18 protein-coding genes are annotated in these 20,128 nt (G+C 60.4%); 12 read left to right on the top strand and 6 right to left on the bottom strand.

Annotated features, from left to right (window positions below):
• Positions 1-6 precede the first annotated feature (6 nt).
• Positions 7-927 (bottom strand): LysR family transcriptional regulator, encoded by a 921-nt coding sequence (locus tag BWP39_RS12745; RefSeq protein ID WP_096720644.1) that lies wholly within the window; start codon positions 925-927, stop codon positions 7-9.
• 309 nt (positions 928-1,236) lie between these two features.
• Between BWP39_RS12745 and BWP39_RS12750 the strand changes: the two genes are divergently transcribed.
• Positions 1,237-1,617, top strand: coding sequence for a VOC family protein (locus BWP39_RS12750; protein WP_096720646.1), 381 nt, complete (start codon positions 1,237-1,239; stop codon positions 1,615-1,617).
• Positions 1,618-1,674: 57 nt separating this feature from the next.
• Here BWP39_RS12750 and BWP39_RS12755 read toward each other — a convergent pair whose 3' ends face one another.
• Positions 1,675-2,892 (bottom strand): ROK family transcriptional regulator, encoded by a 1,218-nt coding sequence (locus tag BWP39_RS12755; RefSeq protein ID WP_096720648.1) that lies wholly within the window; start codon positions 2,890-2,892, stop codon positions 1,675-1,677.
• Positions 2,893-3,077: 185 nt separating this feature from the next.
• On the opposite strand from BWP39_RS12755, the gene BWP39_RS12760 reads away from it, so the two are divergent.
• From BWP39_RS12760 to BWP39_RS12795, 8 genes are all read left to right on the top strand, one after another.
• Complete coding sequence (locus BWP39_RS12760; protein ID WP_096720650.1) at positions 3,078-4,688, top strand: ribulokinase; 1,611 nt, start codon at positions 3,078-3,080, stop codon at positions 4,686-4,688.
• A gap of 111 nt (positions 4,689-4,799) precedes the next feature.
• Positions 4,800-5,810, top strand: a complete 1,011-nt coding sequence (locus BWP39_RS12765; protein WP_096720652.1) for a substrate-binding domain-containing protein — start codon at positions 4,800-4,802, stop codon at positions 5,808-5,810.
• Position 5,811: 1 nt separating this feature from the next.
• Complete coding sequence (locus BWP39_RS12770) at positions 5,812-6,834, top strand: ABC transporter permease (RefSeq protein WP_207556788.1); 1,023 nt, start codon at positions 5,812-5,814, stop codon at positions 6,832-6,834.
• A complete protein-coding gene (locus tag BWP39_RS12775; RefSeq protein WP_235851419.1) occupies positions 6,831-7,652 on the top strand; it encodes an ATP-binding cassette domain-containing protein in 822 nt (273 codons plus the stop codon). Before BWP39_RS12770 ends, BWP39_RS12775 begins: the two co-directional genes overlap by 4 nt.
• 20 nt (positions 7,653-7,672) lie before the next feature.
• On the top strand, positions 7,673-8,440 hold the full coding sequence (locus BWP39_RS12780) for an SDR family NAD(P)-dependent oxidoreductase (protein ID WP_096720654.1): 768 nt from the start codon (positions 7,673-7,675) through the stop codon (positions 8,438-8,440).
• Between the two features lie 38 nt (positions 8,441-8,478).
• Positions 8,479-9,114 (top strand): 2OG-Fe(II) oxygenase, encoded by a 636-nt coding sequence (locus BWP39_RS12785; protein ID WP_096720656.1) that lies wholly within the window; start codon positions 8,479-8,481, stop codon positions 9,112-9,114.
• Positions 9,115-9,279: 165 nt separating this feature from the next.
• Positions 9,280-11,220 carry an SMP-30/gluconolactonase/LRE family protein gene (locus tag BWP39_RS12790; protein ID WP_096720658.1) on the top strand — a complete coding sequence of 647 codons (1,941 nt, stop codon included), beginning with the start codon at positions 9,280-9,282 and terminating at the stop codon, positions 11,218-11,220.
• 139 nt (positions 11,221-11,359) lie between these two features.
• The gene (locus tag BWP39_RS12795) at positions 11,360-12,796 is read left to right on the top strand and encodes a methyl-accepting chemotaxis protein (protein WP_096720660.1); all 1,437 of its coding nucleotides are present in this window, start codon (positions 11,360-11,362) and stop codon (positions 12,794-12,796) included.
• 34 nt (positions 12,797-12,830) lie between these two features.
• On the opposite strand, the gene BWP39_RS12800 is transcribed toward BWP39_RS12795, so the two are convergent.
• From BWP39_RS12800 to BWP39_RS12810, 3 genes are read right to left on the bottom strand one after another with little or no spacing between them, the layout of a single operon-like run.
• On the bottom strand, positions 12,831-13,676 hold the full coding sequence (locus BWP39_RS12800; RefSeq protein WP_096720662.1) for an MBL fold metallo-hydrolase: 846 nt from the start codon (positions 13,674-13,676) through the stop codon (positions 12,831-12,833).
• Between the two features lie 21 nt (positions 13,677-13,697).
• Complete coding sequence (locus BWP39_RS12805) at positions 13,698-14,024, bottom strand: hypothetical protein (RefSeq protein ID WP_096720664.1); 327 nt, start codon at positions 14,022-14,024, stop codon at positions 13,698-13,700.
• 7 nt (positions 14,025-14,031) lie between these two features.
• A complete protein-coding gene (locus BWP39_RS12810; protein ID WP_096720666.1) occupies positions 14,032-14,577 on the bottom strand; it encodes a sugar ABC transporter in 546 nt (181 codons plus the stop codon).
• Positions 14,578-14,743: 166 nt separating this feature from the next.
• Here BWP39_RS12810 and BWP39_RS12815 point away from each other — a divergent pair, with 166 nt between their 5' ends.
• Together BWP39_RS12815 and BWP39_RS12820 are read left to right on the top strand one after the other, a co-directional pair.
• The gene (locus tag BWP39_RS12815; RefSeq protein ID WP_096722518.1) at positions 14,744-15,628 is read left to right on the top strand and encodes a LysR substrate-binding domain-containing protein; all 885 of its coding nucleotides are present in this window, start codon (positions 14,744-14,746) and stop codon (positions 15,626-15,628) included.
• A 70-nt stretch (positions 15,629-15,698) separates the two neighbouring features.
• Entirely contained in the window at positions 15,699-16,499 is an 801-nt protein-coding gene (locus BWP39_RS12820) for an aminoglycoside phosphotransferase family protein (RefSeq protein ID WP_096720668.1), read from the top strand.
• Between the two features lie 149 nt (positions 16,500-16,648).
• Here the strand turns inward: BWP39_RS12820 and BWP39_RS12825 are convergent, their stop codons facing one another.
• The gene (locus BWP39_RS12825) at positions 16,649-17,161 is read right to left on the bottom strand and encodes a tetratricopeptide repeat protein (RefSeq protein ID WP_096720670.1); all 513 of its coding nucleotides are present in this window, start codon (positions 17,159-17,161) and stop codon (positions 16,649-16,651) included.
• A 404-nt stretch (positions 17,162-17,565) separates the two neighbouring features.
• On the opposite strand from BWP39_RS12825, the gene valS reads away from it, so the two are divergent.
• Positions 17,566-20,127, top strand: a complete 2,562-nt coding sequence (valS, locus tag BWP39_RS12830; RefSeq protein WP_096720672.1) for a valine--tRNA ligase — start codon at positions 17,566-17,568, stop codon at positions 20,125-20,127.
• The last annotated feature ends 1 nt before the right edge of the window (position 20,128 follow it).

Genomic DNA, 20,128 nt, shown 5'->3' on the forward strand with positions numbered 1-20,128 from the left:
CTACACTCAGCCGTGCGTCGGTAGCCGTAGATCCGGATTACGCTGCACGAGTTCGCTAAACCAGTCCGCGAAAGCACGCAGCCGTGAGCTGAGATTGCGCCGATGCGCGTAGAGAATAGACAGCGGCGTGGACGGGCAGCGATACGAGGTCAGGATTTCGCGCAGCGCACCTTGCTGGATCAGTTCGGCGACCATGAAGCGCGACGGTTGAATAATCCCGTAGCCCTGCGCACCGGCACCGATGTAGACATTGCCGTCGTTCACCGCAAGCACGCTCTTCATCTGCACCTTCACGCTCTCGCCGTCCACCTCGTACTCGAACGGAAACGTCCGGCCGCTACGCGCGGACACGTAGTTCACTGCGCGATGCTGGTCGAGATCGTCGAGTGTCTCCGGCACGCCGTAGCGCTCGAGGTAAGCGGGTGAGGCACACGTGACGATGCGCGAATCGCCGATGCGTCGCGCAACGAGACTCGATTCCTCGAGGGCACCCATGCGGATCACGCAGTCCACACCGTCCTGGATCAGATCGATGTTGCGATCGGCGAGACCGAGCCGCACTTCGATACCCGGATACTTCTGGTAGAAATCGCCGAGCGCGGGGAGCAGCAGCACCCGCGCAAGCGTGCCCGATGTGTCGACGCGAATCATGCCGGTCGGGTTGTCGCGCTTGCTCGACAGCGACGACTCCGCATCGACCACTTCCGCGAGAATCCGCACGCAGCGTTCGTAGAACAGTGCGCCGTCTTCGGTGACGCTGACCTGGCGTGTCGAACGGTTCAGCAACCGTACGCCGACATGTTCTTCGAGTGCCTGGATGGTCCGGCTCACCTTCGCGCGCGGCAGATCAAGCAGTTCGGAAACCTTGGAAAAACTATTCGCCTCGACGACGCGAGTAAAAATCTCCATTGCTTCGAAGCGGTCCATATCTATGCCCTGAGATACCGGTTAATAGCGGGCGTCGCCGGATGATGCGCGCAGGCGGATAGCCGCTGCCGGTCGACGGGGGTGACAGAGACGCCAAGCTTACACGACGGGAGGGGGAGGACAGAACAGAGGGGGATTGGCACGCGGCGGAGCGTGTCGCTAATCGCGGTGGCTACGGACAATTCGCGCACCGTGCCTTTGTCACACTACGAGTTCCACCGATGGCTAGCCGTAGCGGCCTATGGCAATATCGCGATGCTTTTAAAACACGTCGGGTCTCGCGCAGGCCCACCCATCTCAGGAAAACCCATGTTCGACCACGTCAAATTCGGCGTCCGCGACTATGCAGTGAGCAAAGCGTTCTACCTCAAGGCCCTTGAACCGATCGGCGTAGCGGTTATCGGCGAGCGGCATGCACCACCGGAATACGGTGTCGAGATGAGCGCACCGGGTGAGTCTTCATTGTGTCTGTACCAGACCACGGAAAAACCGGCGCATCTTCACCTGGCGTTCGTCGCGGAGAATCGCCAGCAGGTCGATGCGTTCTATCGCGCGGCGCTGGAGGCAGGCGGGAAAGACAATGGTGCGCCGGGGCTTCGTCCGCAATACCACGCGAACTACTACGCCGCCTTCGTGTTTGATCCGGATGGGCATAACGTCGAGCTGGTTTGCCATAAACCTGGGGCCTAGCCGCTCCGTCGCATTGACGCATCAGCGGTGCCTGGCTTCGGGCAGCCTGCCAGGCAATCAACGTCCCTGCGCCTGATAAGTCCCCAACCGGTCAATCAACCCACCCACGTTCGCATGGCTGAACACATCCTCAAGCGCAAGAAACGCCGCGCCGAAAAGCACGCTGTCCTTAGGCGGATCAGCGAGAACGATCTGCAATTCGCGCGTAGCAAGCGGCAGACATCGCTGGTAGACGAGTTCGCGAATACCTGACAGCAGGACTTCCCCGCCCCGGGCGAGTGTCCCGCCAACCACGATCAAGCTAGGGTTCAGGATACTGACCACATCGGCGGCGACCTCACCGATCACGCGCCCCGCATTGCGAAGCAACATCAGCGCTTCAGGCTGCTGCGTTTCGACCAGCGCGATCACATCACGCGCGTTCTCCGCCTTGAAGCCTTGACTGGACAGATGTCGGGCAATCGCCCAGCCACCCGCACGCGCTTCGACACAACCGAGCTTGCCGCAGCGGCACAAAGGCGCATCGTCGGAATTGAACTGGATATGGCCGATATCGCCGGCCGCGCCCTGAGCGCCACGAAAGATCTTGCCGCCCGTCACGATACCGCTGCCTATCCCCGTGCCGGCCTTGATGAAGAACATGTCTTCCACGTGCGGAAAATTCTGGCGATGTTCGTAGATCGTCATCAGGTTCACGTCGTTTTCGACGTAGATCGGTGCGTCAAAGCGCTCGCGCAGCCAGCCGATGATGTCGAATTCGTCCCATCGATGCAGCACCGACGGCCCCACGATACGACCGCGTTTGAAATCGACCGGTGTGGGCAGGCTAAGGCTGATACCGAACAGCATCCCGTGGCTCGCACGAACCTTCTTCGCCAGTTTGTCGAACTCGCGGGCGATCTGCTCGAGGGTGCTAGCCGGCCCATCTGAAGCACGGAACGGTACCGTGCTCTGCGCGATCACCGCGGGTTCGAGATCCATCGCGGCGAGATGAATATAGGTCTCGCCGATATTGGCGACCAGCAGGAAACCCGCCCGTTCGTTGATGCGCAACACGCGCGTCGGCCTGCCACCACTCGGGATGGTTTGCGCGGTCTCGCGCACCACGCCGGAGTCGATCAGGGCATTCAACCGGAGCGTGACGGTCACCCGCGATAACCCCGACGCATCGAGCAGCGCGGGACGCGACGTTGCCGCCCCGGTTGCAATCAACGAGAGAATTTCGCCGCTGTTCTCGAGCGCGGGACGCTCCGCCACGCCATTCACCTTCGACATTTCTTCCAGCTCCGAATTGAGTCACCTGCCCGGCCAAGGCCGCCTCCACAAGACCGGGATATGTTTTGAACAGTAATATACAAAACATATTTGACTTACGCCTAATTTATTGCTTAACTTGCCGTCAACAACACGATGCGGCGCGCCGCCATCATCGCAAATCTTGCGGCACGGAGACAAAGAGCATGACCGAGACTTATATCGTCGGACTCGACTACGGCACGAGTTCGGCCCGAGGCGTATTGCTCGACGCGGCGACCGGGGAGCAGATCGGCAGTCATATGCACGCCTATCGGCACGATGTCATGACCCGGAGCTTGCGCGACGGTACGCCGTTGCCCAGAGCCTGGGCCCTGCAGAACGCCGCGGACTATCTCGAGGCGGCGCAGGAAATCCTCAGCAAGCTCGGGCGCGGCCGCAACATCGCGTCGATCGGGCTCGGCTTCTCCGCCAGTTCGCCCATGCCTGCCAGACAGGATGGCACCGCCCTCTCCGAGCTGTATCCGGGCGAGCCACACGCCTACGTGAAGCTATGGAAACACCACGCCGCGCAACCGTACGCCGACGAGATCAATCGTCGCGGTGGGGCTTTTCTGCGCAATTTCGGCGGCAAGCTCTCCGGTGAATGGCTGTTGCCCAAGGCCGCCCAGATCGCCGATGAGGCGCCGCATATCTGGGATGCCACCGATCGCTTCATCGAGTCGGGCGACTGGCTCGTCTGGCAGTTGACCGGCACGGAAGCGCGCAGCCTGGGCTTTGCCGCCTACAAGGCCCAATACTCTGATATGGAAGGCTATCCGCACGGAGTCGTGCCAGACCTCACGGATAAGCTGGCGGAGCCGCATCGTATCGGCAGCCCAGCCGGCAGTCTGTCGGAAAGCTGGCGCCAGCGCACCGGGATCAGCGGCAGCGCTGTCGTCGCGGTCGCGGTGATCGACTCTCACGTGGTTCTGCCAGCGGCTGGCGCGGTGTCGAGTGGCTGCCTCGTCGGTGCGCTGGGAACGTCGGCCGCCTATCTCGTGCTGAGCGAGCGATTCCAGCCGTTGCCACCCGGTATCGAAGGCGTCGCCAAAGATGGGTCGATTCGCGATCTCTGGTGTTACGAAGCGGGCCAGGCGGGTTTCGGCGACACGCTCGGCTGGTTCGTCAATGCGTTTCCGCGCGGCACCGATTCAGCGGAGAGTTTTCGCCACTACAACCGCGAGGCCGCGCAACTCGAACCCGGTGCGAATCATCTCGTTGCACTCGACTGGTGGAATGGCAATCGCGTGCCGCTTGCGGACTCGAGTCTGAGCGGCCTGCTGGTCGGCCTCACGACGAACACGACCGCCGTCGACATCTACCGCGCACTGATCGAGTCATTGTGTTTTGGCGCACGCGCGATCGTGGATCTCTTCGAAAGCGGCGGCGTCGCGATCGATCGCGTTGTCCTGACGAGCGGACTGGCGCAGAACAATCCGTTTCTGGTCCAGACGATGGCCGACGCGCTGGGGCGCGAAGTGGAAGTGCCCAGGATTGCGCACGCAACGGCCGTCGGCGCCGCCATCCATGGAGCCGTGGCAGCGGGACTCGTCACCGGTTTCGTAGCGGGCAGCGCGAAGTTCGGCGCGCAAAGCTTCGAGCGCTTCCAGCCCAACCCGAGTTTCGCTGTCATCTACGCCGAGCAGTATGGCCAATACCGCGAACTGAGCGCGGACCAGACGATCCTCCATTCCATGCACGTCCTGAACGGTTTGAAAGACTCGCTGAGCGATCCCGCCTGCGAACACCTGGCCCTGAGCGACCAGGCGCACTGATGTCGACACGCGTACCGAAAGCAAGTGAAGCACCGATCTTCATTCACGAGCGTTAAAGAAACAACCCAACGAGACAGACCCGAACCGTACAAGGTCGAACAGGAGGCAAACATGGCGTTGCATCGTAAAACCACACACTGTCCGCGTTATTGTCGTACCCGCGCGGCGCTCACACTGCTGGGCGTGCTGCTATCCGCTTCGTGGCACGTCGCTCATGCAGCCGACGCCCAGCCCACGATCGGAATCGTGGAGTTGCAGTTATCGAATCCGTTTTTCGACAAGCTGGAAAAGTCAGCCGTCGAGACCGCGACGAAACACGGCTGGAAAGTCATGACCGCCGAGGCAACCGTGGCAGGCGACTCGTCCACGCAAATCGCCGCGATCGAGAACATGATCAATCGCGGTGTGAAAGGCATTACGCTCGATAACGCCAATGCCTACGCGCTGGTTCCCATCGTCAAGAAAGCACGCGCCGCCGGCATCGTCGTCGTCACCGTGAACAGCTCGCTGAATCCGATGACCGCTGCCGATGCATCGTTCGAAACGGACAACGTCACCGCCGGCAAACTGATCGGTCAATGGGCCGTCGCGCGGATCGGCACGACTGCGCCTCATGTTGCCATGCTCGACTACGACCTCGCGGACAGAACGGCGAATGCTCGCCACATCGGCTTCCTGCAGGGCTTCGGCATTGCCGACGGTTCGCCGAAGATCGCCGGTACTGCGCTGACGTTGGGCAATGTCGAGACCGGTCAGGTGGCGATGGAAAATCTTCTCTCAGCGCATCCGGACATCAATGTTCTCTACACGATCAATGAGCCCACTGCGCAGGGCGCCTCGCTCGCCATCAAGAAAGCGAAACGCGACATCATCGTGACGTCGATCGATGGAAGCTGTTCGGGTGTACGCAGCGTGGCCAGCGGTGCGATCGGCGCGACCGTGATGCAGTTCCCGTCGAAGATGGGCCAACTGGCCGTCGAATCGATTATCCAGGCGGCCAGTGGCGGAAAGAAACCGACTGGCTTCAATAACACCGGTACCGTGCTGATCACCGACCATCCTGTCCCGGGTCTCGATTCAAAAGATTCGAAATGGGGTCTCGCCAATTGCTGGGGAGGATGAGATGAACTCGAACCGTCATTCGAGTGGCGATCTTCCAGTGATCAACGAGCCAGCCGATCGCCATAACGGGATGCGCGACGTCATGCGTGCGCTGCTGGCGCAACCGATGTCAGGTCCGTTGCTCGCGCTGATCGTCATCACAGTTGTGTTCTCGGTGACGACCTCGACCTTTCTCAATGTCGGCAACATCTCGCTGCTGTTTCAGCAGTCGGTGGTGGTCGGCACCATTGCGCTGGGACAGACGCTGATCGTGCTGGTGGCAGGCATCGACCTCGCGTGTGGAGCAATTCTGGTGCTCGGTACCGTCCTCATCGGGAGCCTTGCGGGGCATGGCGACATGGCGGCGATTGCGGCCGGTCTGGTGGTGTGTCTCGCCGCAGCGTCACTCAACGGGCTTGTCATCACGCGTTTCAAGTTGCCGCCGTTTATCGTCACGCTTGGAACGCTGACCATTCTCGCGGCCGCGTCGCGTCTCTATACGCGGTCGCAGAGCTACCCGGTCTCGTCGGACTTCCTGACCATTCTGGGTAGCGGATTCACGAGCGGCGTCGTGACCTTCACTTACGGCAGCCTGCTCTGGATCGTTCTAACGCTAGTGCTCAGCTATGTGTTGAACCAGACAGCCTGGGGTGTGCGCGTGTACGCGATCGGCAATTCGTCGAGTGCTGCACGGCTGAACGGTATTCACGTCGGACGGATCACATTCAGCGTGTATGCGCTCGCAGGGCTGTTCTATTTCTTCGCTGCGTGGCAAGCGTTGGGCCGTACGCCCATTGCCGATCCAAGCGCTTATCAGACCGCGAATCTGGATGCCATTACGGCGGTTGTGATTGGTGGTACGAGTCTGTTTGGCGGACGTGGCGGCGTGGCTGGCACGTTCGTCGGCGCGCTCATCGTCACGGTGCTGAAGAACGGGCTGACCCAGGCCGGCATCGACTCGCTGTATCAGCAGATCGCCACAGGCATACTCGTGATCCTCGCCGTCGGCGTCGATCACTACCTGAGCAGGAGGAAACAATCGTGAATCCGCAAAGCTCAACGGTTCAGCTGGTCCTGCAGGCGAAAGGATTGACCAAACGATACGGCCACGTCGTCGCCATGGACAGCGCCGACTTCGAACTCGCACAAGGCGAAATCCTCGCGGTCGTGGGTGACAACGGCGCGGGCAAATCGAGCCTTATCCGTGCGCTCACCGGCGCGGTGAGTCCCGACAGCGGCGAGGTATTCATCGACGGCGAAGCAGTCCGGTTTCGCAACCCGCTCGACGCGCGGCTGGCCGGGATCGAAACCGTCTATCAGGAACTCGCAGTCGCGACCGAACTCGACATCACACAGAACCTGTTTCTAGGCCGCGAGTTGCGCAAACCCGGCGTGCTCGGAACACTCTTTCGCCAGCTCGACAAGGCAGGCATGCGCAAACAGGCCGCCGAGCATATGAAGAACCTCGGCATCCGCGTGCAGTCGATCCGGCAGAAAGTCGAGACACTGTCAGGCGGACAACGGCAAGCTATCGCGGTGGCGCGCGCCGCGGCGTGGGGAAGAAAAGTCGTCATCCTCGACGAGCCGACCGCCGCGCTCGGCGTCAAGGAGACGAGACAGGTGCTCGATCTGATCCTGAAGGTGCGCAGCCATGGGTTATCGATTGTTCTGATCAGCCACAGCATGCCGAACGTCTTCGAGATCGCCGATCGCATTCACATCCACCGGCTGGGCCGGCGCGCCACCATCGTGGAGCCGAAGTCGACGTCGATGAGCGAAGTCGTTGCCGTCATGACCGGCGCACTCGAGCCCACTGCCGTCAAGCCCGCGATCTATTCCACACCATCGCTTTCAACGCTTTAGTCCGAGAAGGAAAACATCGTATGTCCATACTGGATCGTTTCTCGATGCGCGGGAAAGTCTCCATCGTTACCGGCGGAAATCGGGGTATCGGCCGGGCAATCGCACAGGGGCTGGCCGAAGCCGGTTCCGCCATTGCGATCGCTGCCAGAGACGAAGAACAGAGCGCAACCGCAATCGGCGAGCTGAAGAAGTTAGGCGTGGAAGCGATCAGCGTGAAGGCAGACGTATCGAATCGCGATGAACTGGAAGCAATGGTCGATACCGTGACCCGCACCCTCGGACCGATCGACGTGCTCGTCAATAACGCGGGAATCGGCTTCCACGCCAACGCATTGACGTTAGAAGACGACGAATGGCAGCGGCTTTTTTCGATCAATCTCGACGGTGTCTGGAAAGCCAGCCAGATCGTCGGACGGCAGATGGTCAAGAACGGCCGCGGCTCGATCATCAACATCGGTTCGATCTCGGGGCTCATCGTCAACCGGCCGCAATGGCACTCGCCCTATGGCATCGCCAAGGCTGCAGTCCACCATCTCACCCGCTCGCTCGCCGCCGAGTGGGCGCAATCGGGTGTGCGCGTCAATGCGATTGCGCCGGGCTATGTGAAGACCGAAATTGCCAGCACCGAGTACGAGGATTACCGGCACTACTGGCGTGACGAAGTGCCGATGCAGCGCTATGCCACGCCTGAGGAAATCGCACCGGTTGCGCTGATGCTCGCGAGCGAAGCATCGTCGTTCATGACGGGCGCTGTTCTCGTGGTAGATGGGGGTTATACGCTCTGGTAATACAATGGCTCACTAACGGACGTTCGAAGGAACAGGTAGTGAATCGCACACACTCGTCGGCGCATTCCGATGCGCCTCGCGACGAAGGGCATCGACAGATCCTGGATGCCCTTGATGAACATGGCTGGTCGGAACAGGACAATTTTCTTCCCCATGATTTGACGCTCGCGCTCGCGCAGGAATGCGTCGAGCTTGCGGCGTCCGGAGCGCTCGCATTGGCGCGGGTCAGCCAGGGCGCGGCGCGTGCGCTACAGCCCGAGATACGCGGCGACCGGATTCGCTGGCTGGACGCGGGACAATCCGCAGCCTGCGATCAATATCTTGCGATCATGGACACGCTGCGTATGGCGTTGAATCGCAGGTTCTTCCTCGGACTCGAAGAATACGAAAGCCATTTCGCGTTCTACGCACCGGGCGATTCGTATCGGCAGCATCGCGATCGGTTTCGCCACGATGACAGCCGCGTCGTGTCGGTTGTCGTCTATCTGAATGCCGACTGGTTGCCCGACCATGGCGGCGAATTGCGACTGCATCCGGAAGGCGCGAGCATGCGGGATATCTTGCCGGTCGGTAGCCGGATCGCGGTATTTCTGTCCGCCGATATGCTGCATGAGGTATTGCCCGCGACACGCGATCGCCTGTCGCTCACCGGATGGTTTAAACGCCGCACTTAATGTTCAGGAAATCATCCTCGTCCTGTAACGTGTCGACAGTACGCTGAACGCAACGCAGGCTGTGCCGGACGGTTTCGAGGAAGAATTCACCCATCACGGATTTCAGGAAACCTGGCTGGCCGACTATTCACGTGAATGATCCACACATTCAGGAGAGGATGAGCCATGGTCGCAAGAAAACGCATTCGTGCTGTACTTCTCACCACGTTTCTCGCCACGACAATCGCCACGATTGCACCGGTCTCTCAGGCAGGAAACACCACCGACTGGCTGGCCAACACCTACGGCACGCTGGCCGCCCAGGTGGGCAACACTGCACGTTCCATGTGGGTCGCACCCGAAGGCGTGATCTATACGGCATCGATGTGGGACGAGTACGAGGGCGGCGTCGCGATCTATCAGAACGGTCGCAGCGCCGGCACGATCGGTATTCACGGCGAATTCCAGGGCAGCGCCATTACCGGTAATGCCACATCGATTTTCGCGGCGCTCCAGTTCAGCACGGTGTACGGAAGCGGCGCCGTCGCGCGATACAACCGCACGACCAAAGCCCGCGATCTGTTGATACACGTCAGTGCGACGACCAACCAGCAGAAGGTCGACACCATCACCGGACTCGCCACGGCGGGCACACTGCTCTATGCGAGCGACTTCTACGGCAATCGCGTCCGCGTCTACACCACCGACGGCGTCTGGCAGCGCGACATCAACATCACCGGCCCGGGCGCGCTCGCTGTGGATGGCACAGGCAACCTCTGGGTCGCGCAGAAGAGCGAGGGTGCGATCGTCGGGTACAGTCCAACGGGCGCGCTGCTGAACACCATCCGGATGTCGACCAGGTCGCGGCCGTCGTCGCTCTATTTCGATGCGTCATCAAAGCAGCTCATGGTCGGAGACGAAGGCCCCGACATGAACATCAAGCGCTACACGCTCACGGCCACGCCGACGCTGGCGGGCACATTCGGCGTTCAGGGCGGTTATCTCGACACCACGACGGGCATCAAAGGCCAGGTTGGCGCGAAGCGCTTCACGCGCGTCGCCGGTATCGGCAAGGACACCGCCGGCAACCTGTATGTGCTCAACAACCCGTGGGGCGGCGGCTGGGATCTCGCCCGCGACGGCGGCACCGACATTCATGCGTATAACAGCGCCGGCAACCTGCGCTGGACGCTGCAGGCGCTGAACTTCGAGGGGATCGAGACGCCGGATCCGGCCACCGACGGTGCCTTGTTCTATGGTGGCACCAACATCTATTCCGGCGGCGCCGGCGGCACCTTCGTCGCGAACACCGTCGATCCGTTCACCTACCCGTCGGACCCGCGCATCGCTACCAATGGCGACCGGGATGAGCACTTCAGTCAACTTGCCGCTGTCGGCGGCAACCGGATCCTCGTGGTGTCCGGGCAGAACCCCCAGGCGTTCGACTTCTTCCACTTCAACGCGGCGAATGGCGACATCGCGATACCGGACGCCGTGCTTCCCAGCGCGGCGTTTAACGCGACCACATGGGTCAGACATGGATTCTGTCTGGATAGCAAGGGCGGTATATGGGTCGGTCTGGACAAGACCGGTTACATCGACCACTACCCGCTGACCGGCTTCGACGCCAGCGGCAAGCCGGCATGGGGACCCGCTATCCGCTACGCCATTCCGAAGACCATCCCGCAGTTGACGCGCATCGTCTACCTCGCGGACAGCGACACGATGATCCTCGGACAGGGCGTAACGGGAAGTACGGACTGGACCGCGATCGGTACGCGGATCGAGGTGTATCACGGCTGGAGCGCGGGCAACACCACGACACCCAACCCGGTGATCACCCTCCCCCATGCCAACGCCAAGGCGATTGACGCGGCGGGCAACTATCTCTTCGTCGGCTACTGGTTCAGCAGTGGGGATGCCCTGTCGAACATCGACGCCATCAATCTCTCGACAGGCAAGCTCGACACGACGCTCGTCAACGCCAGCCCCAGCACCGTAGACGCCAGCAGCGCCATCGATTCGATGTACGGCGTCCGGGCCTATCTGCGATCGACGGGCGAGTACGTGGTCACCAAGAACAACGTCAAGGGCGACAGCGTCACGGTTTATCGCTGGACGCCGTAATTCAAGAAATCCGTGCCGCCTGCCGTTATGCAGGCGTACTTCGTGGACAAGGGCCCCACGTCGGCACGGTATTGCCCCAAGGATGCGGAGCAGGCACATCCGCACCAACCCAATAAAAACGACACTCAGAGAGACCTCCATGAAACAGCGGGCAGCGTTGTTGCATACGGTTTATGTGAAGGCCGACAGGCTGATGATGATTGTCGTCTGGGGCCTGTTCGCGATTTCCTGTCTGCTGGCGATACGCGACTACAACCTGCGCGCCGTTCTGTGGATCGGCTTGCCTGTCGCCGCGATTGCGTCGATGCTGGCTTACTGGCGGCCAGGCGCACTCGTCACGCGCCTCTTTCTCGCGGCCAGCCTGATGACGTTCGCCGCGTTGCAGATTCATCAGGCGCGCGGCCTGACTGAACTGCACTTTGGCGTCTTTGTGCTGATGTCGTTCCTGCTGGCGTATCGGGACTGGCGGCCGATCCTCTGTGCCGCCGTTGTCATCGCCGTGCACCACTTCACGTTCAACTATCTCCAGCTTGCCGGACTGGACGTGTATTGCTTCACCCAGCCCGCCTGGTCGATCGTGCTGTTGCATGCGGTCTACGTCGTGGTCCAGGCCGGCTTGCTGATCTTCATCGCGTTGCATATGAAGGCCGATGCACAAACGGGCCGGGAACTCGCCGTGCTGGGCGAAAATCTTTCCCGGCAAGCGGGCCAGTTCGACCTGCGTCTTCCGCCCATGGAACTCGAGGGAAGCAGTAGCCGCACCTTCAAGAACACGCTCCACGCGATCCACGATGCCATGCGGGAAATCACCCGGACGATCGATCAGATGGCGGCATCGTCGGACAACATCGCGGCCGAAAACCACGTCCTGTCGCAGGAATTCACGACACAAGCCGAAACGCTCAACGCGACCAACACCGCGATGGAGCAGATCGCGCAACGGGTCAGGGAAAGCGCGGAACATGCCGCATCGGCAAACAGTCTCGCGCGGCAAACGTCGAGTGCGGCGAAGCAAAGCGAACAGGTTGTCAGCGAGGTCGTCGACAAGATGAACGAGATCGATCAGGCCGTGCACCGGATGGGCGACATGACATCCATGATCGAGAGCATTGCGTTTCAGACGAATCTCCTCGCGCTCAACGCGTCAGTCGAGGCGGCCCGCGCGGGCAATCACGGACGAGGTTTCTCGGTGGTGGCCGAGGAGGTCCGTACGCTCGCCCATCGGAGCGCGAGCGCCGCGCGTGAGATCAAAGGCCTGATCGTCGATTCGTTGCAGCGCGTCGAACACGGCTCGACACTCGCGATACGCGCCGGCACGGCGATGCGTGACGTGGTCGGCGATGTGGAAGATGTGGCCAGGTTGATCGACCAGATCAGCACGTCGAGCGATGCCCAGAGCCACGATGTCGACCGGCTCAGCAAGGGTATGGGAACGATGGACACGATGCTGGGACGCGATGTCCAGCACGTGAAAGGCGTCGCGTCGGCGTCAGCTGACTTGCGTGAGGAAGCGCGGACGTTGCGCAAGGCGATGTCGATTTTTCTCGTCGAGCATGAGGTGAGTTCAACCACGTAAGTGGTTTACGACAGCGCGCGGGCTCATGCTTCGATCATGCTTCGATCTCGTACAGCAGACCGTAGCCCGCGCTCGTTCGCCTGATTCGCGCGAAGCCGGCTTCCCCCAGATGCATACCCGCGATCAAGATTCCGTCTGCACTGACCCTGTCCAGAAGCCGTGATCGCGTGGTAGCGGCCAGAGAGGCGTCCTGATCGAATGCAATCGATACGTCGGGTCGTTCGATCTGGATGTGAGGAAAGTGAACGATATCGCCCCAGACGAGCAGACTCTGATCGCCGGATTCGAGCAGATATCCGGTGTGGCCATCGGTGTGCCCCGGTAGCGGCATCGCTCTTATACCGGGAAGCACTTCGCCCGCATCGAAAGGTCGGAGCCTGTCGCGATAGCCATCGAACACCCGGCGCGCAATCAGGAAGTTACCGCGGGCCCGTTCGCTCGCACGACTGAGATTTCCGTCGTCCTGCCAGAATTCGACCTCTCGCTGATGAACCACTAGCTCGGCATTCGGAAAGGCAATATGTCCGGCTGGGTCGACCAGTCCTCCAACATGGTCGGGATGCGCGTGTGTGAGCAGGATGGTGTCGATCTCGGAAGGCTCGACACCGGCAAGCGATAAATTTTCTCTCAGCCGGCCGCCCCATTGCTTGATGCCACCCGCCCCACTGTCGATGAGCACTGTGTGCCCCGCTCCGCGTACGACGTAGCAGTTGATATGCACGACGGAAGGCTCATTCTGGCCTGCCTCGCTTTGCATTCTGGAGGCTTCGTGAGGATCGATATTCGAGAGGAAGTCGAGACTCGCGGTAAGGTAGCCGTCGCTGATGGCGGTGATCGTGAAATCCCCGACGCGCTGATGTGGGAAGGTAACGGTGGACACAATGCTTCTCCCGAAGACTGTCTAATTTCGAGCGTAAATGTTCGATGCGCCATAACCAAAACAACGGATACGCGCCTTGAGACCCGTGCAACGCGCGATGGCATTCTCCAGATCCTCCATGAACAGGTTCATTACCGCTGAGGTGCGAAACGTCTCAAGGCGATACTGGACTTCCGCGAAGACCGGATGACCGCGCCCATGTCGAACGCCGACAAAGATGACGTGAACGTTTTCGAGGGCCGCTGCGAGGACTCTCACACAGAGTTTGGTGCAGTCGCTGGAAAGGTCGGCAAGCCCCTCGTCAAGCGGCATTTGCTCGGTCGGGATATAGATCGTGATGTTGGGCATCGCGGACCTATTCTTCTTGTTCGATCGAAACGGTGCGGGCGCTTGTCAGTTGTTCCGTCATCGGCGCGTAGAGATGGACGCCTTCGGGCACGCTCTCGATAAACGGGGCGTTTCGCCGGTGCAGTCTTGCGAGCCAGCGACGCTCCGGAAATTTCTCCAGCGCAACGGCTTGCATGGCCAACGGGGTGAGGCCCATCTGAATCAAAGGATCGGGACCGCTCGCACAAAGCACGAGCAGTTCATCTGCATTGATTGCCGGCGCAAGACCGATATCGCTGTAGAGATTTCGATGCCAGTCGGTGATGTGTTGCTGCCACCTTGCAAAATTACCACCGCCTTTCTGGCGATATTCGTCTCCCGTCAGAACATCGAGACCGTCGATCGTGTGGACCGCGAGGTAGAGCGGGCAACCGTCGCTTAGCGATTTGAAGCGCTGCGACGTGTGAAAGCCCGTCACCGAGATGAGCGCCGGCAGTTTTTCGAGGCTGTAGAAGTCGTTCCATTCGGCTTCGCTGCCGGGATCGGCGAAGCTGCATTCCACGGTGTAGATCATCAGAGTGTCCTTCGTGACGGGTGAGCGTATTGCAGCAAATGATTCACGCTCCTTGCATTGAGGTAATGCTAATCTGACATTTCCCGCGTATATATCGATATAAAGTCAGCCTTCAGTGACGTTTAATCAAGCTGACGTCGAATGCATACCCACCGCAGAGACTCCCATGCGACGTAAGATTCCAAGCAATTCCGCGCTCATGGCTTTCGAGGCCGCGGCTCGACACGGCAGCTTCGCCCGCGCCGCCGAAGAACTCGCGCTGACCGAGGGGGCCATCAGTCGTCAGATTGGTCGACTGGAGGCGTTTTTGAATGTCACGCTATTCGAGCGCGTTGGAAATCGCGTACGGCTCGCGCCCAATGGCACGCGATACGCGGTGCAGGTTCGCGAGACGTTAGACCGGCTGGAACGGGACAGCCTGTATCTGATGGGTCAGCCCATCGAGGGGGCGAGCATTGATATCGCTGCAATTCCCACCTTTGCCACGCGCTGGTTTATCCCCCGGCTAAAGCGCTTCCAGGATCAGCATCCGAACATTACCGTGCATATCGCCGAACGGATGGAGCCCTTCCTTCTTGCTGGTAGCGGTTTCGACGCGGCCATTCACTTTGAACATCCGGCGTGGGCGGGTATGCATCTGCATCATCTGCTGGAAGAGGTGCTGGTGCCGGTCTGTAGTCCGGCGCTCCTCGCAGACGGCGGTGCGAATGTATCGCTAGATGAGTTGCCGCGCCTTCACCGGCGACAAAATCCGGACGCGTGGCAGCTTTATGCACAGGAGGCCGGTATCGAGTTGACCAATTCGGCAGTTGGCGCGCGTTACGATCTTCATTCCATGTTGATCGAAGCGGCGTTAGTCGGTCTGGGTGTGGCGTTGGTGCCGCGCCTTTACGTCGAGACAGAACTTGAAGAAGGTCGTCTGGTTGCGCCCTGGCCGGACGGCAAGGCGATTACTAAAAACTTTTGCCTCGTGCTTCCGGAGCCGATTGAGTTGAGTGGCGCGCCGGTGCAGGCGTTTGCTAGATGGATTCTTGAGGAAGCCCGGAGTTAGTGCCCTAAAGTAATGCCTGATGTCCGTCGCAAAACACGAAACGCTCCTGTTCACCTGAGAAGATCAATCGATGTTCGACAAGTATTTACAGCAGTGGGATCTGACGATAGATGGCGATCCGTTTGCCACACGCAACGGTAACCTTCTCCCGGTACGTCAAGGCTGCGTACCTGCCATGCTCAAGATTTCGCAAGCAACCGAGGAGCAGGCGGGAAACCGTCTAATGGTGTGGTGGAGCGGTGACGGTGCGGCGCCTGTACTCGCTCACGACGACAAAGCGTTACTCATGGTGCGCGCGCAAGGCCCTGGCTCGCTCACACAGATGGTCAAGCTCGGTCGCGACGACGACGCGACGCGCATCTTGTGTACAGCCATCTCGCGCCTGCATGGACCGCGTGCCAAATCACTTCCCGCGCTGGTTCCGTTGACACAATGGTTCAGCGCGCTGTTGGCGGGGACCACCGGGCGCGGTCGCATTTTCGGACACTGTGCGCGTACGGCATCCGATTTGCTGGGCGCGCCGCGCGACGTTACGGTGCTACACGGCGACGTTCATCACGAGAATGTGCTCGACTTCGGACAGTCTGGCTGGCTTGCTATCGATCCAAAAGGCTTGCTTGGCGAGCGCGGTTTCGACTACGCCAACCTCTTTTGTAACCCTGACAGCAAGGCTGCCCTGGCGCCAGGTACCTTCGCGCGTCGCCTCGCGTTAATCGCTGAAGCCTCCGGTATCGAGCGTCGTCGACTTCTGCAATGGGTACTCGCGTGGAGTGGGTTGTCGGCAGTATGGATGCTCGACGATGGGGAAGACGCAGACAGTAGGCTGGAAATAGCGAAACTCGCAGCATCTGCGCTTGGCATCGTCGAATGAGCATCGGGCTTGGGCATTTTCGGCAACTGCAACTGCAGATGGATCGACGGGTCGCAACGCGCAACGAGTTCATCATTTTTTCGCCGGTGATATTGGCCCTACGACCTCGCGAAAATTCAGGCCTCCTGGAGGAAGTCGACCACGGATGATCACCCGTGGTCGTCAATCAATTCCCTGGCATATCTGGCGAGTGAGCGGTTGTACCTCGACAGATGGCGAGACAATCCGCCGAGAGCAAGTGAAACCGCTTCTCGCTCCCGTCCGGTGTCCACCAGCGCCAGCGCGAGAAATGCCACAACCGCGTCGTCTAACTCGTCCGAACCCGCGTTGCGCTCCGCGGTAAGAAGGGCGACGCTTTCTTCGGCCTGGCCGAGGTTACGGAGCGTGCTCGACAACTGGATGACGGCACGGCGACGCCGTATTCCGACGAGTCCGGCGGCAAGCGCTTGCCGATAAAGCGGGGCGGCTTGCTGCTCGCGGCCGGTCGAATCGTTTGCAGAAGCGAGTTCGAATAAGGCAATTGCATCGCCTGCAGGCAACTCGTTGGCCAGTACGCGCATTTTCTCCACGAAGTCATCGGGCGTGTAGCTGTCGATGTTGGCCCACAAGCCAGCGATACGCTGCTCCCAATCGGGTTGGCCAGTTTTCTCGTTGTTCGTCATGTTTTGATTCCACCTCTTGGGGGAGAAATACCTGCGACTACAGATCGCGCAAAAGCATCGCACATTTTCGCTTTCCAGATGGCAGATACCAGCGTGGTGGAAGGCATGGCTTGATAAGTCATTGCAGCCAATCCGGGAATCGGTTATAAAAAAGCGTCCGGGCCACGAGCCCGGACATTCCTTTTCCTGCGCCTACCTTCGGAGGATGCTATGTCACCGTTAAACGTAACGCCGCGCTAATTGCAGCAACACCGTCGCCTTCTGCCGATCATTCCCGCCTCGAACGCATACGTCATCGCACGCAACGTCACCCGCTTGCCCCCGCTGATTCAACCGGTCCTTTAGTCACCGGTCTACGTTGCTGGTCCTCTCCTCCGCCGTCCGATATTGCCGCCGCTTGCGTGATGGCGAGCCGTATTCGCGTTCCCGATAAACCGCAACTCGAAGGCATCGAAGCGCGATGGGCCGCACAATGGGAAGCACAGCACACGTATGCGTTCGATCGTAACGCCGGTCGTGATGCGGTCTTCTCGATCGATACCCCGCCACCGACCGTGTCCGGCTCCCTGCACGTCGGTCACGTGTTCAGCTACACGCATGCCGACATCGTCGCCCGCTTCCAGCGCATGACGGGCAAGACCGTGTTTTATCCCATGGGTTGGGACGACAACGGACTGCCGACCGAGCGGCGCGTGGAGAACTACTACGGCGTGGTGTGCGATCTCGAGACCGCCTACGATCCGGACTATCGCGCACCCGAACATGACACCGTGCCGACACGGCGATCTGCGTTTGCGCGCATCAGTCGGCGCAATTTCCTCGAGCTTTGTCATCGCCTGATCAAGCTCGATGAGGTGGCGTTCCGCGATCTGTTCACGCGTCTCGGCATCTCAGTCGACTGGAGTCTCACCTACGCGACGATCGACGATCGCGCCCAGCGCGCAAGTCAGCGCGCGTTACTGCGAAACCTGAAACGCGGAGAACTCTATAGCCAGCAGGCGCCCTGCCTTTGGGATGTGACGTTCCAGACCGCCATCGCTCAGGCCGAACTCGAAGATCGCGAGACGGCGGGGGCTTATCACGATCTCCGTTTCATCGACGCTAACGGCCAGGCATTGACGGTGTCCACCACCCGGCCCGAATTGCTGCCGGCCTGCGTCGCACTGGTGGCGCATCCCGAGGACGAGCGATTTCGCTCGCTGATCGGCGCTCAGGTTCGCTGTCCGTTGTTCGGCATGGACGTGCCCGTGATGGCACACCGGCTCGCCGACCCGGCAAAAGGAACCGGCCTCGCGATGATCTGCACATTCGGCGATCTGACCGATGTGATCTGGTGGCGCGAACTTCACTTGCCGACGCGCGCGATCATCGGCAGGGACGGTCGCTTGCAGCGCGATGTGCCCGACTGGATCGCATCGGAAGAAGGTCGTCACGCGTACTCGCACATCGCGGGAAGTACCGTTGCGGAGGCGCGTCAACGGATTGTCGAGTTGCTGACGTCGAGCGGCGATCTGATCGGTTTGCCGCGACCGCTCACGCATGCCGTCAAGTTCTTCGAGAAGGGCGAGCGTCCGCTGGAGATCATCGCGACGCGCCAATGGTATCTGCGTAACGGCGGCCGTGATCCCGCGCTACGAGACGAACTTCTGGCCAGCGGCGAAGCGCTTGGCTGGTATCCCGGCTTCATGGGAAGCCGCTACGCGAACTGGGTCGGTGGTTTGAATGGCGACTGGCTGATCAGTCGTCAACGGGTTTTTGGCGTGCCGATTCCATTGTGGTACCCGCTCGATGCACAGGGACAAGCCGATTTCAGCGCGCCGATCTGTCCGGACGAATCTGCGTTGCCCATCGATCCGCAGTCGCATGTGCCACCGGGATTTGTCGCGTATCAACGGGGCCAACCTGGAGGATTCATCGGCGACACCGACATCATGGATACGTGGGCGACCAGTTCCCTGACGCCGCAGATCGCGGCAGGCTGGGAGGAGGCCGACAGTTGCTTCGAGCAGGTGTTTCCGATGGACCTGAGGCCACAGGCGCACGACATCATCCGGACATGGCTGTTCTCGACGCTCGTCAGATCGCATCTGGAAGAGAAGCAGTTACCGTGGAAGCACGCGATGCTGTCCGGCTGGATTCTCGATCCCGACCGCAAGAAGATGTCGAAGTCGAAGGGCAACGTGGTGACGCCGCTCGCGCTGCTCGACGAATACGGGTCGGACGGTGTGCGCTATTGGGCTGCGTTGGGACGTCCCGGCATGGACGTCACCTTCGATAAAACGCAGATGAAGAACGGCCGGCGGCTCGCGTTGAAGCTACTGAACGTGTCGAAGTTCGCGCTCGGCTTTGCCGATGCTGTCGACGCTGCCGGCGGCACGCTCACCGAAGCGACCGATCGCGCGATGATGGCGCGCCTCGCGAAGGTTGTCGCGCTCGCTACCGCTGCGCTTACCGCATTCGACTACAGCAAGGCGATCGAGCAAACCGAAGCGTTCTTCTGGTGGTATTGCGACGATTACGTGGAGCTTGTGAAAAACCGGGCGCGTGGCACGGACATCGGTGCAATGTCGGCTCACCGGGCGTTAGCGGAGTCGTTGTCGGTCATCCAGCGGCTGTTCGCGCCGTTTCTGCCTTTTGCGGCCGAGGAAAGCTGGTCGTGGTGGCAAGAGACATCGATTCATCGGGCTGCATGGCCTGATATCGCTACGCTCGAAACCCTCGCTGGAACCGATGCAAGCAGCGCGACGATCGATGTCGTTTCCGATGTCCTGCGAGAGATTCGTCGGGCAAAGTCGGAAGCGAAGGTGTCGATGAAGGCAGCCGTGGCTCACCTCAGAGTCAACGATTCTGCGCAACGGCTAGCGTTGTTGCGACAGGCGGAGAACGATCTGCGCGACGCGGGACAGGTCGCACAGATCGAATTGATCGCGTCGGAAACGTTTCAGGTCAACGTCACGCTTGCCTGAA

It is taken from the genome of Paraburkholderia acidicola, assembly GCF_002362315.1.
GTDB classification, from domain to species: Bacteria; Pseudomonadota; Gammaproteobacteria; order Burkholderiales; family Burkholderiaceae; genus Paraburkholderia; species Paraburkholderia acidicola.

Excerpts from the sequence above, each read along its gene's own strand:
- BWP39_RS12745 (WP_096720644.1), bottom strand. The coding sequence starts at position 927 with ATGGACCGCTTCGAAGCAATGGAGATTTTTACTCGCGTCGTCGAGGCG.
- BWP39_RS12750 (WP_096720646.1), top strand. The coding sequence starts at position 1,237 with ATGTTCGACCACGTCAAATTCGGCGTCCGCGACTATGCAGTGAGCAAA.
- BWP39_RS12755 (WP_096720648.1), bottom strand. The coding sequence starts at position 2,892 with ATGTCGAAGGTGAATGGCGTGGCGGAGCGTCCCGCGCTCGAGAACAGC.
- BWP39_RS12760 (WP_096720650.1), top strand. The coding sequence starts at position 3,078 with ATGACCGAGACTTATATCGTCGGACTCGACTACGGCACGAGTTCGGCC.
- BWP39_RS12765 (WP_096720652.1), top strand. The coding sequence starts at position 4,800 with ATGGCGTTGCATCGTAAAACCACACACTGTCCGCGTTATTGTCGTACC.
- BWP39_RS12770 (WP_207556788.1), top strand. The coding sequence starts at position 5,812 with ATGAACTCGAACCGTCATTCGAGTGGCGATCTTCCAGTGATCAACGAG.
- BWP39_RS12780 (WP_096720654.1), top strand. The coding sequence starts at position 7,673 with ATGTCCATACTGGATCGTTTCTCGATGCGCGGGAAAGTCTCCATCGTT.
- BWP39_RS12790 (WP_096720658.1), top strand. The coding sequence starts at position 9,280 with ATGGTCGCAAGAAAACGCATTCGTGCTGTACTTCTCACCACGTTTCTC.
- BWP39_RS12795 (WP_096720660.1), top strand. The coding sequence starts at position 11,360 with ATGAAACAGCGGGCAGCGTTGTTGCATACGGTTTATGTGAAGGCCGAC.
- BWP39_RS12805 (WP_096720664.1), bottom strand. The coding sequence starts at position 14,024 with ATGCCCAACATCACGATCTATATCCCGACCGAGCAAATGCCGCTTGAC.
- BWP39_RS12810 (WP_096720666.1), bottom strand. The coding sequence starts at position 14,577 with ATGATCTACACCGTGGAATGCAGCTTCGCCGATCCCGGCAGCGAAGCC.
- BWP39_RS12815 (WP_096722518.1), top strand. The coding sequence starts at position 14,744 with ATGCGACGTAAGATTCCAAGCAATTCCGCGCTCATGGCTTTCGAGGCC.
- BWP39_RS12820 (WP_096720668.1), top strand. The coding sequence starts at position 15,699 with ATGTTCGACAAGTATTTACAGCAGTGGGATCTGACGATAGATGGCGAT.
- BWP39_RS12825 (WP_096720670.1), bottom strand. The coding sequence starts at position 17,161 with ATGACGAACAACGAGAAAACTGGCCAACCCGATTGGGAGCAGCGTATC.
- valS (WP_096720672.1), top strand. The coding sequence starts at position 17,566 with ATGGCGAGCCGTATTCGCGTTCCCGATAAACCGCAACTCGAAGGCATC.